The following is a 20,117-nucleotide window of genomic DNA, read 5'->3' on the forward strand; positions in this document are numbered from 1 at the left end:
TAGGTTTTTATGTCGGTGCGTCTTAACCCAAGCTCGCTTTTAGTTTGGCAAGGAGATCGTCTGCTTTTGTATGCTCAACTTTCATTTTTCGGATGGTTGGGCGTTTTCCCTTGTCTTTTTGCTTGATAATTTTTAGGAGCTCGTCCATGTATTCATTTTTATATTTACTAATATCAAAGGACTTACTGTGCTGCTCAATCAGCTGTGTCGCCATGTCTATTTCCACCTTTTGAATTTTTATTGTAGTGGGCAATTTAAGGTCGTCCAAGCCCCTAATCTCCTGCTGATAGCGAATTTTATTCAATACCAATGCATTACGATAGGGTTTTATAAGGGCTAGATGTTCGACATTTCGCATCACAAATGCTCCTAAACCCGCCATTTTTGTTTTTTCTAAAGCTTTGACAAGCAGCTGATAAGCTTTCTCACCGCCCTTCTGTGGTTCGAGGTAATAAGGTGTTTCAAAATAAATACTGTCAACATCCATCAGTTTTACAAATGCATGCAGATTGATAAGTTTTGATTTCTCCGGACTTGCATCTTCAAAATCGGCGTCTTCCAAAACTACATAGTGGTCTTTCATAAAGTATCCTTTAACAATATTGTCCCACTTTACTTCTTTACCAGTCTGTTCATTTACCCGTTTGAATTTAATATTGGATAAATCTTTACGATCAAGCATGTCCAAATCGAGACTTGCATTTTCAGTTGCACTATATAATTTTATGGGAATATTAACTAAGCCAAAACCAATAGCCCCTGTCCAAATTGCACGCATATGTTGTCCATTTATTGCTAATACGATAACCTTCGCTATGGAGGAATGGTTTGAAATTTAATAAAATAGCTGGCAAACTATTCCTAAAGGAATCGGTTATATACTGTAAAGCTGCTATTATTATCATGGATTTAAAGTCAAATGAGCCATTTTGGTTGGTGAAGAATGGTCTCTTAAATACCTATCCTTCCTTACAAAAAGATATAACCTGTGATGTACTTATTGTAGGAGGGGGGATCACCGGAGCCTTGATTGCGCATCAATGTATGGCCGATGGAAAGAAATGTGTTCTTATAGATAAGCGGGAAATTGTGAATGGGAGTTCGGCGGCAACAACTTCCATGATACAATATGAGATTGATATTCCCTTATATAGATTAAAGGAATTAATCGGCATTCAGGGGGCAATTGCGAGCTACCGAGCCTGTGGAGAAGCGATTGATAAATTAGGTAGACTTGCCAAGAAAATCCGATCGAAAGCTGGTTTTAGAAGCAAACAGTCACTCTACTATGCGGCAAAGAAAAAGGATATAGCTTGGCTAAAGGTGGAGTTCGAAGCAAGGCAAGAAGCTGGCTTCGACGTCAAGTGGCTGACGGAGCGGGATATCAGGGAACGTTATGCAATGTGCGGTGCTTATGGGGGTATACTTTCGGATCTAGGGGCAAGCATTGACGCCTTTTGTTTCACACACGAACTATTGGCATATAATGTTAACCGAGGGTTATCTATTTTTGACAAAACAGCGTTGGAAAAAGTGTTTTATAAGTCTGGTTATAATTCAGCGATTACTTCAACAGGGGCTAAAATCAAAGCGGAAAAGATTATCTATTGTACAGGATACGAAACAACAAATCTCATTTCCGAAAAATTTGTTGACCTGCTAAGCACATTTGCTATTGTATCGGAAGCTGATAAAGAACATAATCAGCTATATCGCGACCTTCTCATCTGGAATACGGCCACGCCCTATTTGTATATGCGAACAACAGACGACGATAGGTTTCTGATTGGAGGAGAAGATGAGACCTTTAGAGATCCCATCAAGCGAGATGAGCTCATTGCAAAGAAGTCTCATAAGTTAGCGCAGTCATTTAATAAAATTTTTGTCGATAAAACCTTCCGCACTGATTTTACTTGGGCAGGTACATTTGGGACGACCAAAGATGGATTACCTTATATCGGAGAACATAGAAAGTTCAAAAATTCATATTTTGTATGTGGCTTCGGCGGAAATGGTATAACCTTTTCTGTTGCAGCAATGGAGATGGTTGCGAGTTGGCTTCATAAGCTAAACCATCCATTGGAAGAATGGTTTAGATTTGGCCGGTAATTTCCTGCTTAGCCATGTTTACGTAAAAATCGGAATACTCTCTCTTCAAGCTTCGCTAGTGGTAATTTATCTTTTATAAAGGGGAACTTTGCTTCCATAAATACCTGTTGTATGGCCGGATGGATATAATAAGTCTGCGAAACAGACTTCGTATTACCAAGTTGCTCTGCAACCTTCTTGATGACGCTATTTAATTGTCTTTTCCGTGCACTGAGTGATTCCGCCTGTTTTGTTTGCGCAAGCTGATAAAAGGCTTCACGACTGGCGCCCCAAATGCGAATACTCTTGCAACTGATCTCACCCGTACAATTCTTCCGCAGATACTGATTAAATGCGGAACCACAGAAAGTGCTTTCGCAACTTGCACTATCCATTTGGAATATCCTTTTGCCTTTCATTTTTAGTAATTCTTCCAAAAGTTTAGCTTGTTGTTTGTTGGTCCAGGATTTCTGCTGGAAAACCCCCTTTTTACCTTTATAGGCTAGCGATATCTGATTGCCTTCAATGCTGACGTGTCTTTTTTCCAAAGTACTCAGCCCATACGATTTATTTGTCAGTGTATAACGCTTATTGCCAATACGAATCAATGTACTGTCCATTATTTTAAAAGCAACTGCACAAAGTTTATCCATGTCCCAAAATTCGTGTTTGAGGTGTTTGGAACTGATGTTTCTCAACTCTTGTAAGTATTTACCCATATAGAGGATATTGCTAAACTTTGCAGCTTGCCGTTGGCCGACAAATTTGGAATGATAGATATATTGTTTGCGTCCTTTTTGGTCGAAGCCAAAAGCCTGTAAATCGCTTTTTGAGCTTTTAGCAATCCAAACATCTGTCCAATTTGGTGGAATAACGAGTTTTGCGATCCGCTCTAAAACCTTTTTATCGGACACTTCCTTTTCCGAAGCGTCGAAATATTTAAAAGACTTACCTACTTTTCTTCTTGTATACCCCGTTCTTGCTTTCATAGTGCATTTTCCCTTGTAAAATATGTTGATAATAGGTTAAGACGTTGTGGCCTTGTCTCGTAACGTTTTAATATATTCGTGAGCTTCGAGCTGTATACCAAGTTGTTTTTCGATGAGCAGGAGCAGATCATGGCTGATTTCCCAGTCTTCATGGTCAACAACATCCTTATAGGTATGTGTAAAGGCATCTTCACCTTGCTCACAGCTGCATAGTAAACTCCCTTCATCATTTCCTGAAATGGCGGATTTTATCTCCATCCAAATTCTGAATAGCTTGCCACTGATCATCGTTCCTCCGATTGAGTCGTCTTCCCGCGGAGCTAGGTAGGGTTTTAATTCTTCAATAAATACCTCGGATTGGTTCATAAACTCAATAAAGGTGTTATTTAAATGTTCAAGATGGAGGCGCGTGGCTATTTCTACAGCTTTTTGATAACCTGCAATCCGATCGTTGTTGATCTGTATAAGGTCGCTGGTTAATGTACGATCATTTACCGTATTGTTTTCCATTTAATGTCAGCTTTGTGAATTTCTATTTTTCACTTAAGAACGCCTCAAGTAGCCCTGCAGTTTTGTGAAAGAACAGGATAGGTATAATTTCATCCATGAAGGCGATTTTATACAGCGTACCATCAGTAGATTGTTGCACGATAGCTGGAGCGAAACGCAAAAAAAAACGGCTGCTTTAAATTGCTAAAGCAGCCGTTGGACGGTAATTGCTATCTTTATTTTTTATTAAAAGAAGTTTTTTTACCTTTTTCCGTATCGACCTTAATCTGTTTCTTGTCTACTGATTCCGAAACTTCTGGTTGAACAATGGTTTTGCTATTTCCTTTTCCTATCGGACCGCCGCAGATAATTAGCGCAATGACCATAGCATGCTGATTATTTATTTTAACTCTTGATTTCATATGTTTACCATTTAACGAATTGTTGTGATGTCGGTTAGCTGCTTCTAGATAGATAACCCTAGAACCACCTTTTTGTTTTTTATTTGAGCCTGTAAATTTTAAGTTGCTTTTGAAGTTTCTTTCTTGTCATGTGGATCCTGGTTTTTATAGTGCCTTCGGGCATGTCAAAATAAGAGGCTATCTCATGATACTTGTATCCTTCGAGAAATAATTGAAACACTTGATAATTTTCTTCAGATAAACTGCACATCGCTTTTTCAATATCATCCGCGATGAATTTATTGTCACTTTTATTTGTTTCTATTGTGTTGGTACTTTCGAGACCGATGTAGGTTTCGTGGATATCATTCGTACGCTTCGCTTTGCGGTATTGATTGATGTATACATTTTTCATAATAACGTAAAGCCAAGACATTAACTTGGGGTGACGGATAAAATCATCGATCGATTTTAATGCGCGGATAAGTGTTTCTTGAATCAAATCCTCTTTTTCATCAGGATCATTGGTGAATTTTCCCGCGAAATGTTTCAAAAGACTTCTTTTTTCTTCGACTAACAAATTTAAATTGGAATTGTTCATAGTACCTTTTGTTAAATTGATTGATGTGTATTCGATAAACAGAGGTACAATTAAAGTGCTAGTTTTGCGATTTATAGGTCATCCAAACCTTGTTTAAACAGGTATATGGGAAAAATACGTAAAGCTGCGTATCGTTGATTTTGTAGTAGAAACACTACAAAAAAGCAGGATTAAACGTGTCGCAATAAAATTTACTGCCATGAATAGCTTTTTTTAATTGGGTATTTGTTCCTAAAAAAAATGTCTTTATTACGGGTATTACCTGTTTTAATGCCATATACTAGTGTCCATTTTTTTAAGCAAGTTTTTGAATTTTTTGTTTTTATCAGCTTTTATTGAACTAATAAGCTTTGCATGTGGTTCTTATCGAAAAGATTAACACAAAATAAATAGACTATGAAAAAGAGCAAAAGATTCACATTAACTTTAGGAGCGATATTATGCGCTACACTATTCTTTTCGTGCCAAAACTCGACCAAAAATCAAACTGAGGGAAGCGGTCAGTCAGACAACATTTCACCTACTGATGCCGACGAAACCCGGTATAATTTAAGCGAACAGCAAAAAATGACCATGCAGAAAGATACGAGTTTAGCAGACACACTTAGGAAAGACAGTATCAATAATAGTAAATCAAAACCGTAACCATCTCGTCGACCTATCAATATATCTGATAAAAAAACTCCCTTAATTAAGGGAGTTTTTTTGCTCTTTCTTTTGATCCGGATCAGCACCATAAATATCTTCTTCTGAATGGTCCGGTTGCTCTTTCTTTTGATCCTCTTCTGTATTAATTTTTTCTTTATTACTACGATCGCGTTGTTCTTCTTCGCTTGGATCAGGCCCCTCTGCATTTTCAGGATAGTATAGGTCAGGAGTTACGTCTTCTTGGGAAGGGACTTGAGGCTGCTTCCGTACAGAAGTACCATCGTCGGTACTTGGATCGTTGTCTAGAGGGTCTATTTCGTTCATGTACATGGAGTTTCTCCAATATGACTGTGAAATAGAATCACCAAATTGAATTGCTGTATTCATCATCTTTTTAATAAAGAACAGCAATTAAAACTGAATGGTTGTTTTTTTTATTAAAAGGTGGTATCCATATTTTAATGATAAATTTAAAACTTTTCATTTATTGACCTTGTTATTAAATTAAAGTAATTTAGAACATACATATATATGAAAAAATCGACACTTCTTTTATTAATAACAGCAGGTATTGGGTATCAGGCCCATGCGCAGAAAATTGAGACCACGCCACAGATGTCATCGGAGGTAGGCATCGAACCTATAAAGCAAGGAAACTGGATGGTCGGTGGATCGATCGGTAATCTAGGCTACAGCTTTGAAGCAAAATCGTTTAACATTGCACTTCAACCGAGAGCGGGCTATTTTGTTTCGGATGGTTTGGCCATCGGAGCGCAAGCCAACTTAGGTTTGGCCACGGTAAAGGATGCTGATAATGAATGGACATATGGGGTTGCACCTTTTGTACGCTATTACTTCCCCAATGCAGGTTCCACTACAGGGAGATTCTTTGGGCAGGGAGACATCGGGATTTCGGGTAGCTCGAAAGGGAAAGATGTTGCACTGGCCGTAGGAGCGAATGTGGGTTATGCACATTTTATTACCAGGACAGTGGCTTTGGAAGCCACCTTCGGTTATAACTACAGTAAAGCCAATATCAATACGGGTAATGGAGCGAGTGGATTGGGGGTAGGTTTGGGTTTTCAGATCTATCTGCCTGGCAAAAGATAGATTAATCTCGTACAGACTTAATAAAAGCATGTTTTCAAACTATAATGGTGAAAACATGCTTTTTTTATATAACGTGTTTATACTTGATACTGTGTATAAAAGACGCATTTTTGCTGGAATCAGCAAATGATGCAAACATTTAGACAATTACTGATGTTCCCTTTTTAAGAAAGGAGCAAATTACGATGACTGGAACAAAAAATATTGGGTTGGTACTAAAAGATAAAATGGGGAAATGGTCTTCTTATGATATACCATTGCTTAAGGAATGTCATCTAAATAATAAACTGGTCAAAAGTAACGAGCAGGAAGGTATTTTTGTGGTGGGAAGCTTGGCAACAGGATTATATATTTTCTCATTGTATAAGAACCGTTTTATAGATTTAATGGGTAAACAAATTGGGGTGGAAGAAATCTGTGAGCATTTTGATCGCTACAAACAGACCTTAATATAAGCGCCTGTAAATATAAGCACCGATAGCGCTTTCGAATGCTCAAACCGAAGGTGTTAACCTGACTTTTTAACACCTTCATGTTTGTTTTATGTTAATGAAAAATTGGTTTATCCAATTTTATCGCCAGGCGGTAAACAGCATTCATCAATCCAACATGACTATAGGCTTGAGGGAAATTACCCCATTGGCTACCGTTATCTTCCGTAACATCTTCGCTGAACAGACCTAAGTGATTGCTGTAGGTCAGCAAACGTTCGAGAATCTCTTTCGCTTCTTCCACACGCCCTACGCAGGCCAAGGCTTCTACATACCAAAATGCACAGACCAAGAACGTGGATTTGGGGCGGCCAAAATCATCCTGATGCTTATACCGATAAAAAAGTCCATTTTCGCCTTTTAATTCTTTTTCCAGCATCTCGAGGTGATGACGTGCACGGTCCGATTTTGGGTCAAGATAATCCATAACAATAAGCTGTAAGGTGCTTGCATCTAAATTTCGGCTGTCTAATGCGTTTTGATAGACTTTTCGCTCCTCGTCATAACAAGCTTCAATGTAAGCTTCTGCCTTTTTTAGGAGAACATTCGCGCGATCCTCCATATCCTGATAACCATTTTGGCGTGCAATTAATAGGGCAGCTTTGCATCCAACCCATTGGAAAAGATTCGAATAGCAGTGATGGTTGGCAAAGTTCCGGAACTCCCAAATGCCGGCATCTTTTTCCTCGATTGTGGCTTCTATTTTTTCCAGAATAAAATTCACCCAGCCTAAGACATTTTTGTTTTCATGGATTTTAAAACGCTGATCAGTGAAAAGAGGCAACAATGCAATCATAGCCTGACCATAGACGTCATTTTGGATATGTTCAAACGCCTGGTTCCCGATTCGCACTGGACCGCTTTCCTGATATCCTTTTAGATAGGGTAAAATATGTTCCGTAAGCTCGGAATTGCCGAGAATACCGTACAATGGTTGAAGCCTTCCCGGATTACGATGTGTGATGCCGGCAATATAGTTTGCAAAGCTTTCCATTTCTTCAAATTGACCGATATGCGTCAGTGCCGTTAGCACATAGTAGCTATCCCGTACCCAGCAATAGCGGTAGTCCCAGTTTCTGCCAGAACCAGGGTACTCGGGCAAGCTTGTTGTTGAAGCTGCTATAATTGCTCCTGTGTCCTCATATTGATGGAGCTTTAGCACCAAAGCGGATCGAATAACTTCTGTTTGATAGATGTTGGGAATACTACATCTTTTAATCCATCGCTGCCAATAGCTAATTGTCTTATGGAGGAAATCTTCGCAGGTACCTGCGATAGCTGATTCGAAAGCAGCATCATAGGTCAATACAAGGTATTTATTCTCACTGATGATGGTCCAGCTCTCCTCTTGAAAGAAATGAGAAATGGGCAGATCCGTAGTAAGGCGAATTCGTTCCCCGATCTGGTCGTTACTATACAGGATATGATTGCTTCCACGGGTTGGTTTAAGTGCCAATCGGCCATAGTCGCCAGTAGGATGACACCTAACGTTTACACTGGGGACCCCATATAAAGGTTCGATCTTCCGGACCAACATCAAAGGTTTAAAATATCGTCCGAATTGTTCAAATCGAGGGGCAAAATCCGTAACGCGATAGGCATAGGACGCTGTATGGATTTCCGTGCAGAGCACGTTGGAGTTTTTGATGTAGTATTGCTTGGTTTCGACAATAGGTTCCTCTGAGCTGATCTCAAAGCGCCCGCCTTGCTGTTTGTCGAGCATACTGCCAAATACAAAGCTATCTTCGAAAGAGGGCCAGCACAGCCAAGATATATTGGTATCCATACCGACATGCGCAATATAGGAACAATTGCCAATGATTCCAGATTGATAGGTATGTCTTTTTTCCATTGTATTTTCGTTCATTATTTTATGATAAGTTGATTCAAAAATTGAAGAACATCTTCTTGTTCATCCAGATAATATTTTGCCGCAGACTTATTGCTACCAACTTTAATACTTATCGTCGATTGAGGAAGATAACGGAATAGGTCTTCATCGGTAATGTCGTCGCCAATGGCCAACATAAAATCTGCTTTTATATGACCTGCAATTTCCAATGCTGCTTTACCTTTGTTAACTTCCGTATTTTTAACCTCAATGACCGCATTTCCGTCAAGTAACTGTAAGCCATAATCATTCAGCATCGGGTTTAAAATCTCTTTTAATTCAGTGGCTTTAAGTTCGCCCAAGCCTAATTCTACTTTTCTATAATGCCAGGCCAACGAATAAGGCTTGACTTCAATAAATGCGCCTGGAGTTTGGTCGGCCAATTTTTCCATCAATTTTTTTACTTCGGGCATCCAATGAAGTGCCAGTCCTTTTTTATATGACCAATTGAAATTTGGGAAATTTGACCAAATGCCATGTTCGGCAACCAAATAGTAAGACCGACCGTCAAACCAAGACGATAAGCTTTCTTGCGAGCGCCCGCTTATGATGACCAAGGTATTAAGTGGGTCTGAAATAATATTATCCAAGAGGTTGTACAATAAGGTCGTCGGAGTTGCTTTTTGGGCGTGGTTCTGGAATTTGACCAAAGTGCCGTCATAATCCAGGAAAAAGAGCCTATTGCTGCTTTTACTGTATCGTTCCGAAATACTACTGAACACTTTATCTGAAATCCGCCTTGCCCATTCATCACGCTGGATGGCTTTGGTTTCAGCCAGGCGATTGGTAAATAGTTGCACCCAATGCTGTACATTAAACTTCTGTATAATCTGAATATTGGCATCGGTACGTTCCTGAACTTCTTCGGGCGGCATTTTAAGCGCTTGGTAAATACTGTCAGCAGTTTCCGTTCGATTATAGGGGTTGATAATCAAGGCGTCAACAAGTTCTTTGGAAGCGCCCGCAAACTCACTTAAAATCAACACACCTTTTGATAACGTTTTACTGGCGATATATTCTTTACTGACAAGATTCATCCCATCGCGCGTCGATGTAATCATGCAGATATCAGATGCAACATATAATCCAACCAGCTCCTCGAATGGAAGTGATTTGTAAAAATATAATACTGGCGTCCAGCTTAAATTTCCATAAATGGAATTGATTTCACTCACCTTTCGGTTAATCTCGTCTTTCAGCTTCTTATATTGCGACACTTTATCCCTTGATGGCACGATAAGCATATATAAGACAACTTTTGTATGCCATTCGGGGTATTTTTCAAGGAAGGTGAGAAAAGCACGTAATCGCTCTAATATCCCTTTGCTATAATCGAGCCTGTCGACCGATATAATAATCTTCTGGTCGGGAAAGTGGCTTCGAAATTGGCTTGCAATGGATTGAATTTTTGGTTGATGGCTGACTTGGACGAATTTATCAAAATCAATGCCCATCGGAAAGGATTCCACAAAGATATGGCGATCTTTATATATCAGCTGATTATAACCAGATGATACATGCAGTATTTTTTTGCAGGCGTTTAGAAAGTTCTGGCTATCAGCGAACGTATGAAATCCGATGAGATCCGCACCCAATAAACCTTCGACCAATTCTTTACGTTGTGGAATGTTCATGAAGAGCTCTTCAGAAGGGAAGGGGATATGGTGAAAATAACCGATGTTGAGTGTTTGGTTTTCTGAACGCAGCAGTTGCGGGAGCAGCATAAGCTGATAATCCTGCACCCAGATAAAATCCGAAAGTTGATCGATGGAAAGAGCGGCTTCGCAAAATTTTTTATTCACTGTGACATACGTAGACCAATATTCGCGATCAAAATGAATGTAGCTCGGCTGATAGTGACAGATAGGCCAGAGAACCTCATTGGAATAACCTTCGTAGAAATTGCGGATTTCATCTTTTGATAAGAAAACAGGAAGTAAGCTCATCGGTTTGAGAAGCTCAACAATCTTTTCTTTTTCCTCTTCATCTTTCGGAACGATTCCCGGCCAGCCAACCCAGAGTATTTCGTCGCTATCAAAAGCGGAGTTTAACCCAGTTGCAAGTCCACCCGCACTCGGCTTGATGATTAATTTTTCTTTTTTTCGTTCTATTTGTATCGGCAGTCTATTTGAAATTATTATTTTCTTCTTTTTCTTCATAAGAATATTAGATCGATTTATTTGCAGTGTGGAAGAGTTATATTGACTATAACGATGGGCTTGTCATCCACTATCTGAACAACCTCGGCGAAGAATAGTTTCGATAAATTCAAATTAGAAGGACGGTAGGGGCAGCTGTTGAAGAAAGAACAAGGTAGTTTATTGGAATAATGCTGGGGAATTTGGGCAGCGGTACGGCCCAAATAGCAACAAAAAAGACCTCTATTTCTACAGGTCTTTTTGTTATCTCATTAACTTACGATATAGGGACAGCAGCAGCTTTTTCGTGATTCAATTTTTTCATAAATTGATCGAGGATGTCTCCTAATCTCCCTGAAATTTCCCCTAAAATGCTTTCCCAATCTTTAACGGTACCATCACAATTGTCTGAAACAATTTTAATGCTATGAAAGGTGAGATTTTTTTGAAAACAGAAATTCGCTAGGGCATAAGATTCCATATCAAATGCCAGAGGATTAAAATGTTTGATATCCTGATAAAAAGCCGTATTTACATTGATAAAACGATCCGATGTCAAGAGTGCATCTTCGTAACGAAATTCATCGCGTGAAATGGATTCCAAAATCCCTTGCCCTTTAAAAAACAAGGTGTTTTCCAGAAAAAAACCATCTGTATACGCGTCTCCTTGCGCATAGTATGCCGGATAAAGAACATGTCCTATCGGATGTCTTGTACAGCCCACAGTGCCCACATTGAGAAGAATAGGATTGATCCCTAAAGCTTTGATGTCTTCATAAAGCGTAGCAACGGCTAGGAGAGCATTTACTTTACCTACACCAATTTCGTAGACAAAAGTCGATTCAATGGTCGGATTAAAAGATAGCTCATTTTTATTTGCTACCAAGATAATCGTTTCAATATCTTTATTCAGGATCATTTAGTTTTCTTCAATATATGGATACTCAAAAGCCAATTCTCCGGCAGTTATCAGATTTAAGAAGTTAACACAAGCCTGCTTTGAGGTGGGAAAATCCATAAATGTGTAGTTTCCGCAGCTAATCGGGTTTTGGAAAGGTACTTCGTATCCTTCTGTAAGAATAGTCTCTAATACTTCTTTCATCAATTCAGCCACATTCTGAGGAGTTTTCGCTGTTCCAGCCAATACAACATAAAATCCCGTGCAACAGCCCATTGGTCCAACATAAATAACCTCATCACCTAAGATGGTTCTAATTTCTGTTGCAAAACAATGCTCTAAGGTATGCATGACTTCAGGCGATAGCATACGCTCAGGAGAATTCGGTCTGATCATGCGAATGTCGTAAGTTGTATAACTTTCAACATTGCTGTTATTGGTGGTAGAAGCTTTAGCGTAGATCCCTTGTTTTAATTTGGTATGATCTACCGTAAAACTATTTACTTTTGCTTTTTCTTTTGTGTACATCTTGTTCTGTTCAAAGCTGTAACGCTTGCGACGCTACAGGGGTTAAAAGTTGAATATCAAAAATTTCTACAAAGATACTAGATTATTATAGAAAAAGGACGATAAAACTACTATTTTAACACTTCATAATGTTCGACTGTTGGAAACGGATCGTAGTAATGATGTAAAAGTTTTTCCCATTCCTTAAATAATGCAGATTCTCTGAAACCGATGGTATGATCTTCCAACGTTTCCCATTCGACCAATAGAATGTACTGGTTGTCTTTCTCAATACATTTACGTAGTGAATGCGTTATATAGCCTTTACTCGCACTAATATACTGGCAAGCTGTTTTATAGTCTCTTTCAAAATTGGATTGTTGTCCTTCAATAATTTGCAATACAGCTACTTCTAAAATCATAATTTGTTTTTTTATCAAGTTTAGTAAATAACTCAAACTTAGAAAATTTGTTTCTGATATGCAATACACGAACAAGCTTACCGAACAATTTATTCTTTATTGTTTTAATATGGACTTAGACCTTAATTATCCCGCTTTGACGTATTATATCCGTATTTTAGTTGTGAAGTAATGATCTGGGTGACCAATGGAATACCCGGGTTGCGATTTTGTGCATTCCAAACTAGAGAGAGCGTTGTTCGTTGTGGTAAACCGTTCAATTCAAGGAAGGTGACATCAACATGGTATCCGTTCTTTAAAGACGAAGGAACAATGGCAACACCCAATCCCTGAGCAACCATATTGAAAATGGTCAAAGCATTCACAGTGCGCAAAGTAACTTTGGGGATAAACTTATGATCACTAAAGATACTCATGACGAGATCATAATAAGAGTGGCTATAGTTTTTGGAAAATAAGATAAATGATTCATCTTTTAAGGCGTCAAGACTTGCTTTCGGCGAATTCAATAGGGGATGATCGTTGGGTAAAACGAGACTAAAATGCTCGGTATGTATAGGCAGGCTACATAGGCCAGGTGGCGTTTCCGAAAGACGAACAAAGCCTAAGTCCAATTCTTTTTTCTCCAGCAGATCCAGCTGGGTTTCATTCGCTAGTTCGTGAAGTGATAACTCGATATCAGGTTGCTGCTGTTTTAAATTGAGTAGTAGTTCCGGCAGGATGGTCTGAACAGCCGACCCAATAAACCCCAGCTTTAAGGTACTTATTTTACCATTGGCAAAGCTTTGAAGTTGAGTTTCAATCTGATCCAAGTGCCTAAAGAGTTCTTTCACCTCCGCAAAGAGATAGATCCCAGCTTCCGTCATTTGAACATTTCGTTTATTACGCTCAAAAAGTGCTACGCCATAGGATTCCTCCAGCTGCTTAATTTGTCTGCTCAAGCCCGGCTGCGCAATAAACAATTTTTCGGCAGCCCTTCTAAAATGCAGCTCTTCTGCCAATACTTTAAAATACAGTAAGTGTCTTAGTTCTATTTGATAATTCATGGTTATCAATTGATGATAAAAATGGTATTTCTAATTATCAAATATAGCAAGTACATTTGAGTAAAGCAGATAGGAAGATGGAAAAATTTTTATACGGCAGTGGGCAGCTAACATGCTCCGTAGCCTTAGCCATAGTAAAAGGAACGGTTACGGGGGAAATATCACCCGGAGTCAAGAATAAGATCGAGCAGAGCGCCAGTTATGTCCGTAAAATAGTCGAGCGTGGTGAGGTTGTCTATGGGATTAATACCGGTTTTGGTCCCTTGTGTACCACACTTATTGACGCAAGTCAAACGCAGTTGCTACAAGAAAACATTCTAAAAAGCCATGCTGTCGGTATGGGCGAACCTATCGCCAATGATTTGGCCAAATTGATGCTTATTCTTAAAGTTCACGCGCTTTCTCAAGGATTTTCGGGTGTTCAGTATGCGACAATTGAACGGATTATTTGGCATATCGAAAACCATATCATTCCTGTGGTACCTAAGCAAGGCTCTGTCGGCGCATCGGGTGATTTGGCGCCATTGTCACATTTATTTTTACCCTTGATTGGCTTAGGAAAAGTCAACGTAGAAGGGGAAATTATGGAAACAGCTACCGTTTTGGAAAAATATGGTATGGCTCCGGTGCACTTGGGCGCAAAAGAAGGTCTGGCTTTGATCAATGGAACTCAATTTATGGCAGCCCATGCTGTGATGGCTGTTGCTGAGTTAAATCGTGTACTTCAGAATGCTGATATTATTGCGACCTTAATGATTGAAGGTTTAAACGGCTCAATAAAACCATTTTTTACTGAATTACATCAATTACGCCCGCATGCCGGAAACCGTTATGTCGCTGCAAGCATTTTTAACATGCTTCATGGCTCCGCCATTTTAGAAAGCCACAAAGACTGTTCCCGCGTACAAGATCCCTATTCTTTGCGCTGTATCCCTCAAGTCCACGGAGCATCACGCAATGCTTGGCTTCATTTGAAGGAGACCATAGAAATCGAAATAAATGCAGTGACCGATAATCCTGTGATCATTAATGATGAACTAACCATTAGTGGCGGTAGCTTTCACGGACAGTCAATCGCTTTGCCTTTGGATTATGCCACACTTGCTGCATCGGAAATCGGCAATATTTCGGATCGAAGGGTTTACTTGTCTTTAGAAGGTCAAACCAACGGTGTCCCAAAATTGTTAATGAAATCAACCGGTCTCAATTCAGGATTTATGATCTTACAATATAGCACAGCCGCGATTGCAAGTGAGAATAAAGGGCTTTGTTTTCCTGCAAGTGCAGATAGTATTCCTACCTCTTTAGGCCAAGAGGACCATGTCAGTATGGGATCTATTTCCGGCCGAAAATTACTACAGGTCATTGACAATGTTGATAAAATATTAAGCATTGAACTGTTATGTGCGGCACAGGCAAAGGATTATCATCAGCCATTAAAATCGACTGCAGCATTGGAAGCTATTCATGCGAGAATTCGTCAGTCCATTCCGCATATCGAATCCGATCAACCGATGGAAGAGCTGTTGACTGAAGCATTAAGGCTCGTAAAATCGGGCGAACTGATCACATTGCATCGTCAATATGCGACGGGCGAAATTGCTGCGGATTTGAAACAAAGATTTGAAGAGTTTTAGACGAAGAAGGATGGAAAAAGAGCTAAAATTAGTTGGACCTTTTAGGCAGATATTAACCATGTCAAATATGCCCGTTAATGGGGCGCTCCATGATAAACAAATAGTTATTATTAAAGATGGAGGTATTTTAATAGCAGGTAACGATATCATGGAAGTGGCGGACTTTGAGGGATTACAACTGCAATGGGGAAAGCAAGTGGCACTTGTACATGTAGAGGAAGATCAAGTCGCCTTGCCAGGCTTTATTGATTGCCATACGCATATTGCTTTTGCCGGTAATCGAGCAAATGATTTCGCCCTCCGAAATGCAGGCTCAAGCTACCTGGAGATTGCGGCAGCTGGGGGAGGGATTTGGAGCACGGTATCACACACAAGGGATTGTGATGCAGCAGAATTGATTGATCTCACGATCCAGCGTGCAAATTTTCTGTTAAGGCAAGGAATCACAACAATTGAAGTTAAAAGCGGTTACGGTCTTAATGTTGAAGAAGAGCTGAAGATATTACGTGTCATTCAGGAGTCGGATCGTCGTACGGCATCAGACCTTGTTCCAACTTGTTTGGCGGCACATATGCTCCCGCGAGACTTCAGCGGATCGGCAAAGGATTATCTTCATCGAATTACAACAGATCTTTTTCCGCTATTAAAATCAGAAGGGCTGTCAAACCGGATTGACGCATTTATAGAAAAAACAGCGTTTCAAGGGGAAGACATTGTGGCATATTTACAAAAAGCAAAAGCGATGGGTTTTGACCTGACTATTCATGCCGATCAGTTCACAACTTCGGGAAGTCAGATTGCAGTTGAACTCGGTGCCCAATCTGCGGATCATCTTGAGGCATCAACAGCAATTGAAATTGACCTTATTGCCCATTCAGATACAGTTGCGGTGGCGCTACCTGCGGCTTCCATCGGACTTGGATGTGGTTTTACGCCAGCTAGAAAGCTGTTGGATGCAGGTGCATGTTTGGCCATAGGAAGTGATTGGAATCCGGGTTCTGCACCCATGGGACAATTATTGACGAGTGCGAGTATTTTGGCAACAGCAGAGAAGTTGACGAACGCTGAGTTGCTTGCTGCATTAACCTATCGTGCCGCCAAAGCTTTAAACCTGTCGGATCGCGGCGTGTTAGCCAAAGGCATGAAAGCAGATTTCAGTATATTTAAAACAGCTAATTATCAGGATATTACTTACTACCAAGGAAGTTTGCAACCTACAGCAGTATGGAAAAATGGTCGGGAAGTATTCTCATTATAACAACATGGAAGATACATTTAAGAACGAGGTGGCGGAAGGTATTCCGACCGTATTGCCCCCAAAAGTAGAGCGAGATCATACCATAAGTCATGCCCCCCGACGAAAGGATATTCTCACCCGGTCGGAAGAGAAGCTGGCTTTACGGAACGCATTACGCTATTTCCCCAAACAATGGCATACCGTTTTAGCACCTGAATTTTTAGAGGAGCTCCGTAGTTACGGCCGAATATACATGTACCGCTTTAGGCCCCAATATGCAATGCACGCGCGACCGATCGCTGATTATCCAGCAGAGAGCAAGCAAGCGGCAGCGATTATGTTGATGATTCAGAACAACCTTGATCCAGCTGTAGCGCAACATCCTCATGAACTGATTACGTATGGTGGGAATGGAGCTGTTTTCCAAAATTGGGCTCAATATCGCCTCACCATGCAGTATCTTGCACAGATGACAGATGAGCAAACTTTACATCTCTACAGTGGTCATCCCATGGGTCTTTTCCCGTCGTCACAACATGCACCACGCGTTGTTGTAACGAATGGCATGATGATTCCAAACTATTCGACACCGGATGACTGGGAGCGTTTTAACGCCTTAGGCGTTACGCAATATGGACAGATGACAGCAGGTTCCTATATGTATATTGGTCCCCAGGGTATAGTACATGGCACCACAATTACTGTCATGAACGCTTTCCGAAAACACTTAGCAGCAGATGATACAATTCAGGGCAAGGTATTTTTGACTTCTGGCTTGGGGGGAATGAGTGGCGCACAACCTAAAGCAGGTAATATTGCCGGCTGTATCACCGTATGCGCTGAAATAAATCCCGCTGCGGCAAAGAAACGGCATGAACAAGGTTGGGTAGACCGATTGATCGAAAACATCGATGAACTTGTTGAACAGGTACGGTTGGTGATGGATCAAAAGGAGACCGTATCCTTTGCCTATATCGGTAATATTGTCGAAGTGTGGGAAGCCTTTGATAACGAAAATATTCACATCACTGTCGGATCTGATCAGACATCATTACATAATCCTTGGTCTGGAGGCTATTATCCAATGGGGCTGACCTTTGCAGAATCCAATGCTTTGTTGGCGAGTGATCCTGACAGATTTAAGCAATGTGTACAAGAAAGCCTTGTACGACATGTTGATGCCATCAATAAGCATGTATCCAAAGGAACTTATTTTTTTGATTACGGTAATGCGTTTCTCTTGGAAAGCAGTCGCGCTGGTGCAGCCGTATGGAATAATGATAAGGATCAATTCCGCTACCCATCTTATGTGCAGGATATTCTTGGTCCAATGTGTTTCGACTATGGTTTTGGACCTTTTCGGTGGGTTTGTACCTCAGGAAAGGCTTCGGATCTTCAAAAATCAGACGAAATAGCCATGACAGTTTTGGAAAATCTCCGAAAAGAGGCCCCAGTGGAAATTCAACAGCAGATGCAAGATAATATACAGTGGATTAAAGAAGCTGGAAAAAATAGACTTGTGGTAGGCTCTCAGGCTCGTATCCTGTATGCAGATTCCAATGGACGAATTGCAATAGCAAAGGCTTTTAATGACGCTGTAAAAAGTGGCTTATTTGAGGCACCTATTGTTTTGGGAAGAGACCATCATGATGTGAGCGGTACCGATTCACCTTATCGGGAGACCAGTAATATTTACGATGGAAGTCAATATACAGCAGATATGGCTATTCATAACGTCATCGGAGACAGTTTCCGCGGGGCCACTTGGGTCTCTATTCACAATGGCGGCGGAGTTGGTTGGGGAGAGGTCATCAACGGTGGCTTTGGTTTACTGCTAGATGGCTCAGGGGAAGCAGCTGTTAAATTGGAAAAGATGCTGTATTTTGATGTCAATAATGGGATCGCTAGGCGTGCTTGGGCTAGAAATAAGGAAGCTAATCAGGCGCTAGATCGTGCAATGGAGGGAAATACGGCATTGCAAGTTACGCGCGCGCAACTTGTAGATGACGATATTATTGAACAATTATTTGATCTGAACGAATGAACTTTTTGTTGAATAATCCAGAAATATACAGCAAAGGTGACCAAGCGGTATGGAAAGGGCGTATCGATGGCCAAGATCGTGAATGGATGCGTTGGCATCAATTAATGGACTGTGTTGATCTTCTCGAGCAGCCCGATCTTAGGCAGTCTGTTGCCTTTCTTGGATGCTGTAGTGATGAAGGTGTTGGACGCAATCAAGGTCGTGTAGGGGCCAAAGATGGACCGACAGCACTTCGGAATGTATTAACAAACCTGCCTGTACATTTCTCAGATAAACTAAAACTTAAAGATTGTGGTGATATACTTTTAAAAGATAGTGATTTAGAGTTGTCTCAGCAGGGTTTGGGTACTGCCTTAAATTGTATTCTTGAACAAGAAGGATTTCCAGTCATCTTGGGTGGCGGCCATGAAATAACCTATGGCCATTATTTGGGTGTTAAAGAATTTCTTAAGAGCAGTAATCAAAGTCTTGGCATTATTAATTTGGATGCCCATTTAGACATCCGTGCATTGCAGGATGGCAAAGGGAATTCTGGAACGGGCTTCTATCAAATCGAGCAGGACCAGTCTAATGCAGGTTTGCCATTTCATTACCTGGCAATTGGTATTCAAGAAATTAGTAATACCAAAGGATTGCTCGACTATGCCAAAGCGAAGAAAGTACAGATTATAGGGCGAGAGGGTCTGGTCGTTGAGAAACTTGATTTCATTCGCGACAAAATTGTACGTTTTGCCAAATCAGTAGATTATGTATATTTGACGGTTGATCTTGATGCTTTCGCTGCAACTTATGCGCCGGGAGTAAGTGCATTGGCATTTAACGGTATAGTGCCCGATCATTTGTTCTTTACGATCTACGATATTCTACTGGATCTGCCCAACTTAAAATCTGTCGATTTTGCTGAATTTAATCCCCATTTTGATATCGATTCTAGAACGGCGAAATTAACAGCTGATCTGATCTTCAAGTTGATAAACAAACTTGCCATTAAATTTGATCAGCAACTAGCCAGTAGATAAACAGAAAAAAAGATGGGTAAATTGCGACAGCAATCTAACCATCTTTCTGCATATTGGTCGAGGCCTTAAAAAAGCACATCGGCCAATGTAGGATCCTTATCAAAAACTGATTTTGCAAAAGGACATAAAGGCATAATTTTTAAATTTTCTTGACGTGCATAAGTCACTGCCGCCATCAATAGCTGTTTACCTAGCCCTTTTCCTGCATATTCAGAACTTACTTCCGTATGGTCTATAATGAATTTTGTGGGGCCAGCCCAGGTATAAGTCATTTGCGCAACTGATTTTCCTTGATCGATAACCTCAAAGCTACCATGTTTATCGTCATTTTTTTGTATTACTTGCATGAGCATGATTTAATGAATGAAAAGTACAAATTAAACAAAATCCAGCAATATATAACATGGCATTAGTTGAGAAAAACAGCTGTTTTACCAGTTAGATGGCATAATTCGCTTTTG

The 20,117-nt window shown here is 40.3% G+C and carries 21 protein-coding genes; 8 read left to right on the forward strand and 13 right to left on the reverse strand.

Annotated elements, in window-relative coordinates; genetic code table 11:
- Positions 1–22: 22 nt before the first annotated feature.
- Positions 23–778 carry a Ku protein gene (locus tag B4Z90_RS08915; RefSeq protein ID WP_286802000.1) on the reverse strand — a complete coding sequence of 252 codons (756 nt, stop codon included), beginning with the start codon at positions 776–778 and terminating at the stop codon, positions 23–25.
- Between the two features lie 125 nt (positions 779–903).
- Between B4Z90_RS08915 and B4Z90_RS08920 the strand changes: the two genes are divergently transcribed.
- Entirely contained in the window at positions 904–2,109 is a 1,206-nt protein-coding gene (locus tag B4Z90_RS08920; protein WP_286802001.1) for an NAD(P)/FAD-dependent oxidoreductase, read from the forward strand.
- A gap of 8 nt (positions 2,110–2,117) precedes the next feature.
- Here the strand turns inward: B4Z90_RS08920 and B4Z90_RS08925 are convergent, their stop codons facing one another.
- The 4 genes from B4Z90_RS08925 to B4Z90_RS08940 all read right to left on the reverse strand — a co-directional run bounded on the left by B4Z90_RS08925 (position 2,118) and on the right by B4Z90_RS08940 (position 4,568).
- Entirely contained in the window at positions 2,118–3,077 is a 960-nt protein-coding gene (locus B4Z90_RS08925; RefSeq protein ID WP_286802002.1) for a DNA topoisomerase IB, read from the reverse strand.
- Between the two features lie 36 nt (positions 3,078–3,113).
- A complete protein-coding gene (locus B4Z90_RS08930) occupies positions 3,114–3,587 on the reverse strand; it encodes a PA2169 family four-helix-bundle protein (protein ID WP_286802003.1) in 474 nt (157 codons plus the stop codon).
- 215 nt (positions 3,588–3,802) lie between these two features.
- A complete protein-coding gene (locus tag B4Z90_RS08935; protein ID WP_286802004.1) occupies positions 3,803–3,988 on the reverse strand; it encodes a hypothetical protein in 186 nt (61 codons plus the stop codon).
- Positions 3,989–4,067: 79 nt separating this feature from the next.
- Positions 4,068–4,568, reverse strand: coding sequence for an RNA polymerase sigma factor (locus tag B4Z90_RS08940; protein WP_070563934.1), 501 nt, complete (start codon positions 4,566–4,568; stop codon positions 4,068–4,070).
- 396 nt (positions 4,569–4,964) lie between these two features.
- On the opposite strand from B4Z90_RS08940, the gene B4Z90_RS08945 reads away from it, so the two are divergent.
- Complete coding sequence (locus B4Z90_RS08945) at positions 4,965–5,213, forward strand: hypothetical protein (RefSeq protein WP_286802005.1); 249 nt, start codon at positions 4,965–4,967, stop codon at positions 5,211–5,213.
- 42 nt (positions 5,214–5,255) lie between these two features.
- Here the strand turns inward: B4Z90_RS08945 and B4Z90_RS08950 are convergent, their stop codons facing one another.
- Positions 5,256–5,606 (reverse strand): hypothetical protein, encoded by a 351-nt coding sequence (locus B4Z90_RS08950; protein ID WP_147282038.1) that lies wholly within the window; start codon positions 5,604–5,606, stop codon positions 5,256–5,258.
- Positions 5,607–5,747: 141 nt separating this feature from the next.
- Here B4Z90_RS08950 and B4Z90_RS08955 point away from each other — a divergent pair, with 141 nt between their 5' ends.
- Entirely contained in the window at positions 5,748–6,326 is a 579-nt protein-coding gene (locus B4Z90_RS08955; RefSeq protein WP_286802006.1) for a hypothetical protein, read from the forward strand.
- Positions 6,327–6,511: 185 nt separating this feature from the next.
- Positions 6,512–6,781 (forward strand): hypothetical protein, encoded by a 270-nt coding sequence (locus B4Z90_RS08960; protein WP_046673496.1) that lies wholly within the window; start codon positions 6,512–6,514, stop codon positions 6,779–6,781.
- Between the two features lie 91 nt (positions 6,782–6,872).
- On the opposite strand, the gene B4Z90_RS08965 is transcribed toward B4Z90_RS08960, so the two are convergent.
- From B4Z90_RS08965 to B4Z90_RS08990, 6 genes are all read right to left on the reverse strand, one after another.
- Positions 6,873–8,684, reverse strand: coding sequence for a glycoside hydrolase family 15 protein (locus B4Z90_RS08965; protein ID WP_070563945.1), 1,812 nt, complete (start codon positions 8,682–8,684; stop codon positions 6,873–6,875).
- The gene (locus B4Z90_RS08970; RefSeq protein ID WP_115048735.1) at positions 8,684–10,867 is read right to left on the reverse strand and encodes a bifunctional alpha,alpha-trehalose-phosphate synthase (UDP-forming)/trehalose-phosphatase; all 2,184 of its coding nucleotides are present in this window, start codon (positions 10,865–10,867) and stop codon (positions 8,684–8,686) included. The genes B4Z90_RS08965 and B4Z90_RS08970 overlap by 1 nt, the downstream gene beginning before the upstream one ends.
- A gap of 256 nt (positions 10,868–11,123) precedes the next feature.
- Entirely contained in the window at positions 11,124–11,765 is a 642-nt protein-coding gene (locus B4Z90_RS08975) for a hypothetical protein (RefSeq protein WP_070563951.1), read from the reverse strand.
- Complete coding sequence (locus B4Z90_RS08980; RefSeq protein WP_046673492.1) at positions 11,766–12,272, reverse strand: S-ribosylhomocysteine lyase; 507 nt, start codon at positions 12,270–12,272, stop codon at positions 11,766–11,768. It lies immediately after the preceding gene.
- Positions 12,273–12,382: 110 nt separating this feature from the next.
- Positions 12,383–12,673 carry an antibiotic biosynthesis monooxygenase family protein gene (locus tag B4Z90_RS08985; protein ID WP_046673491.1) on the reverse strand — a complete coding sequence of 97 codons (291 nt, stop codon included), beginning with the start codon at positions 12,671–12,673 and terminating at the stop codon, positions 12,383–12,385.
- Between the two features lie 122 nt (positions 12,674–12,795).
- Positions 12,796–13,719 carry a LysR family transcriptional regulator gene (locus tag B4Z90_RS08990; protein ID WP_070563954.1) on the reverse strand — a complete coding sequence of 308 codons (924 nt, stop codon included), beginning with the start codon at positions 13,717–13,719 and terminating at the stop codon, positions 12,796–12,798.
- 77 nt (positions 13,720–13,796) lie between these two features.
- Between B4Z90_RS08990 and hutH the strand changes: the two genes are divergently transcribed.
- Genes hutH through hutG form a run of 4 tightly spaced genes read left to right on the forward strand, consistent with a single transcriptional unit; the run spans position 13,797 to position 19,656 of the window.
- Positions 13,797–15,356, forward strand: coding sequence for a histidine ammonia-lyase (hutH, locus tag B4Z90_RS08995; protein ID WP_070563957.1), 1,560 nt, complete (start codon positions 13,797–13,799; stop codon positions 15,354–15,356).
- Between the two features lie 58 nt (positions 15,357–15,414).
- Positions 15,415–16,614 (forward strand): imidazolonepropionase, encoded by a 1,200-nt coding sequence (gene hutI, locus B4Z90_RS09000; RefSeq protein WP_286802007.1) that lies wholly within the window; start codon positions 15,415–15,417, stop codon positions 16,612–16,614.
- A 4-nt stretch (positions 16,615–16,618) separates the two neighbouring features.
- The gene (locus tag B4Z90_RS09005) at positions 16,619–18,637 is read left to right on the forward strand and encodes a urocanate hydratase (RefSeq protein WP_070564498.1); all 2,019 of its coding nucleotides are present in this window, start codon (positions 16,619–16,621) and stop codon (positions 18,635–18,637) included.
- The gene (hutG, locus tag B4Z90_RS09010) at positions 18,634–19,656 is read left to right on the forward strand and encodes a formimidoylglutamase (protein WP_286802008.1); all 1,023 of its coding nucleotides are present in this window, start codon (positions 18,634–18,636) and stop codon (positions 19,654–19,656) included. The genes B4Z90_RS09005 and hutG overlap by 4 nt, the downstream gene beginning before the upstream one ends.
- A 65-nt stretch (positions 19,657–19,721) precedes the next feature.
- Here hutG and B4Z90_RS09015 read toward each other — a convergent pair whose 3' ends face one another.
- Positions 19,722–20,003 carry a GNAT family N-acetyltransferase gene (locus tag B4Z90_RS09015; protein ID WP_070564501.1) on the reverse strand — a complete coding sequence of 94 codons (282 nt, stop codon included), beginning with the start codon at positions 20,001–20,003 and terminating at the stop codon, positions 19,722–19,724.
- Positions 20,004–20,117: the final 114 nt, after the last annotated feature.

It is taken from the genome of Sphingobacterium sp. UBA5639 (genome assembly GCF_002421245.1).
Classification (GTDB): domain Bacteria; phylum Bacteroidota; class Bacteroidia; order Sphingobacteriales; family Sphingobacteriaceae; genus Sphingobacterium; species Sphingobacterium multivorum.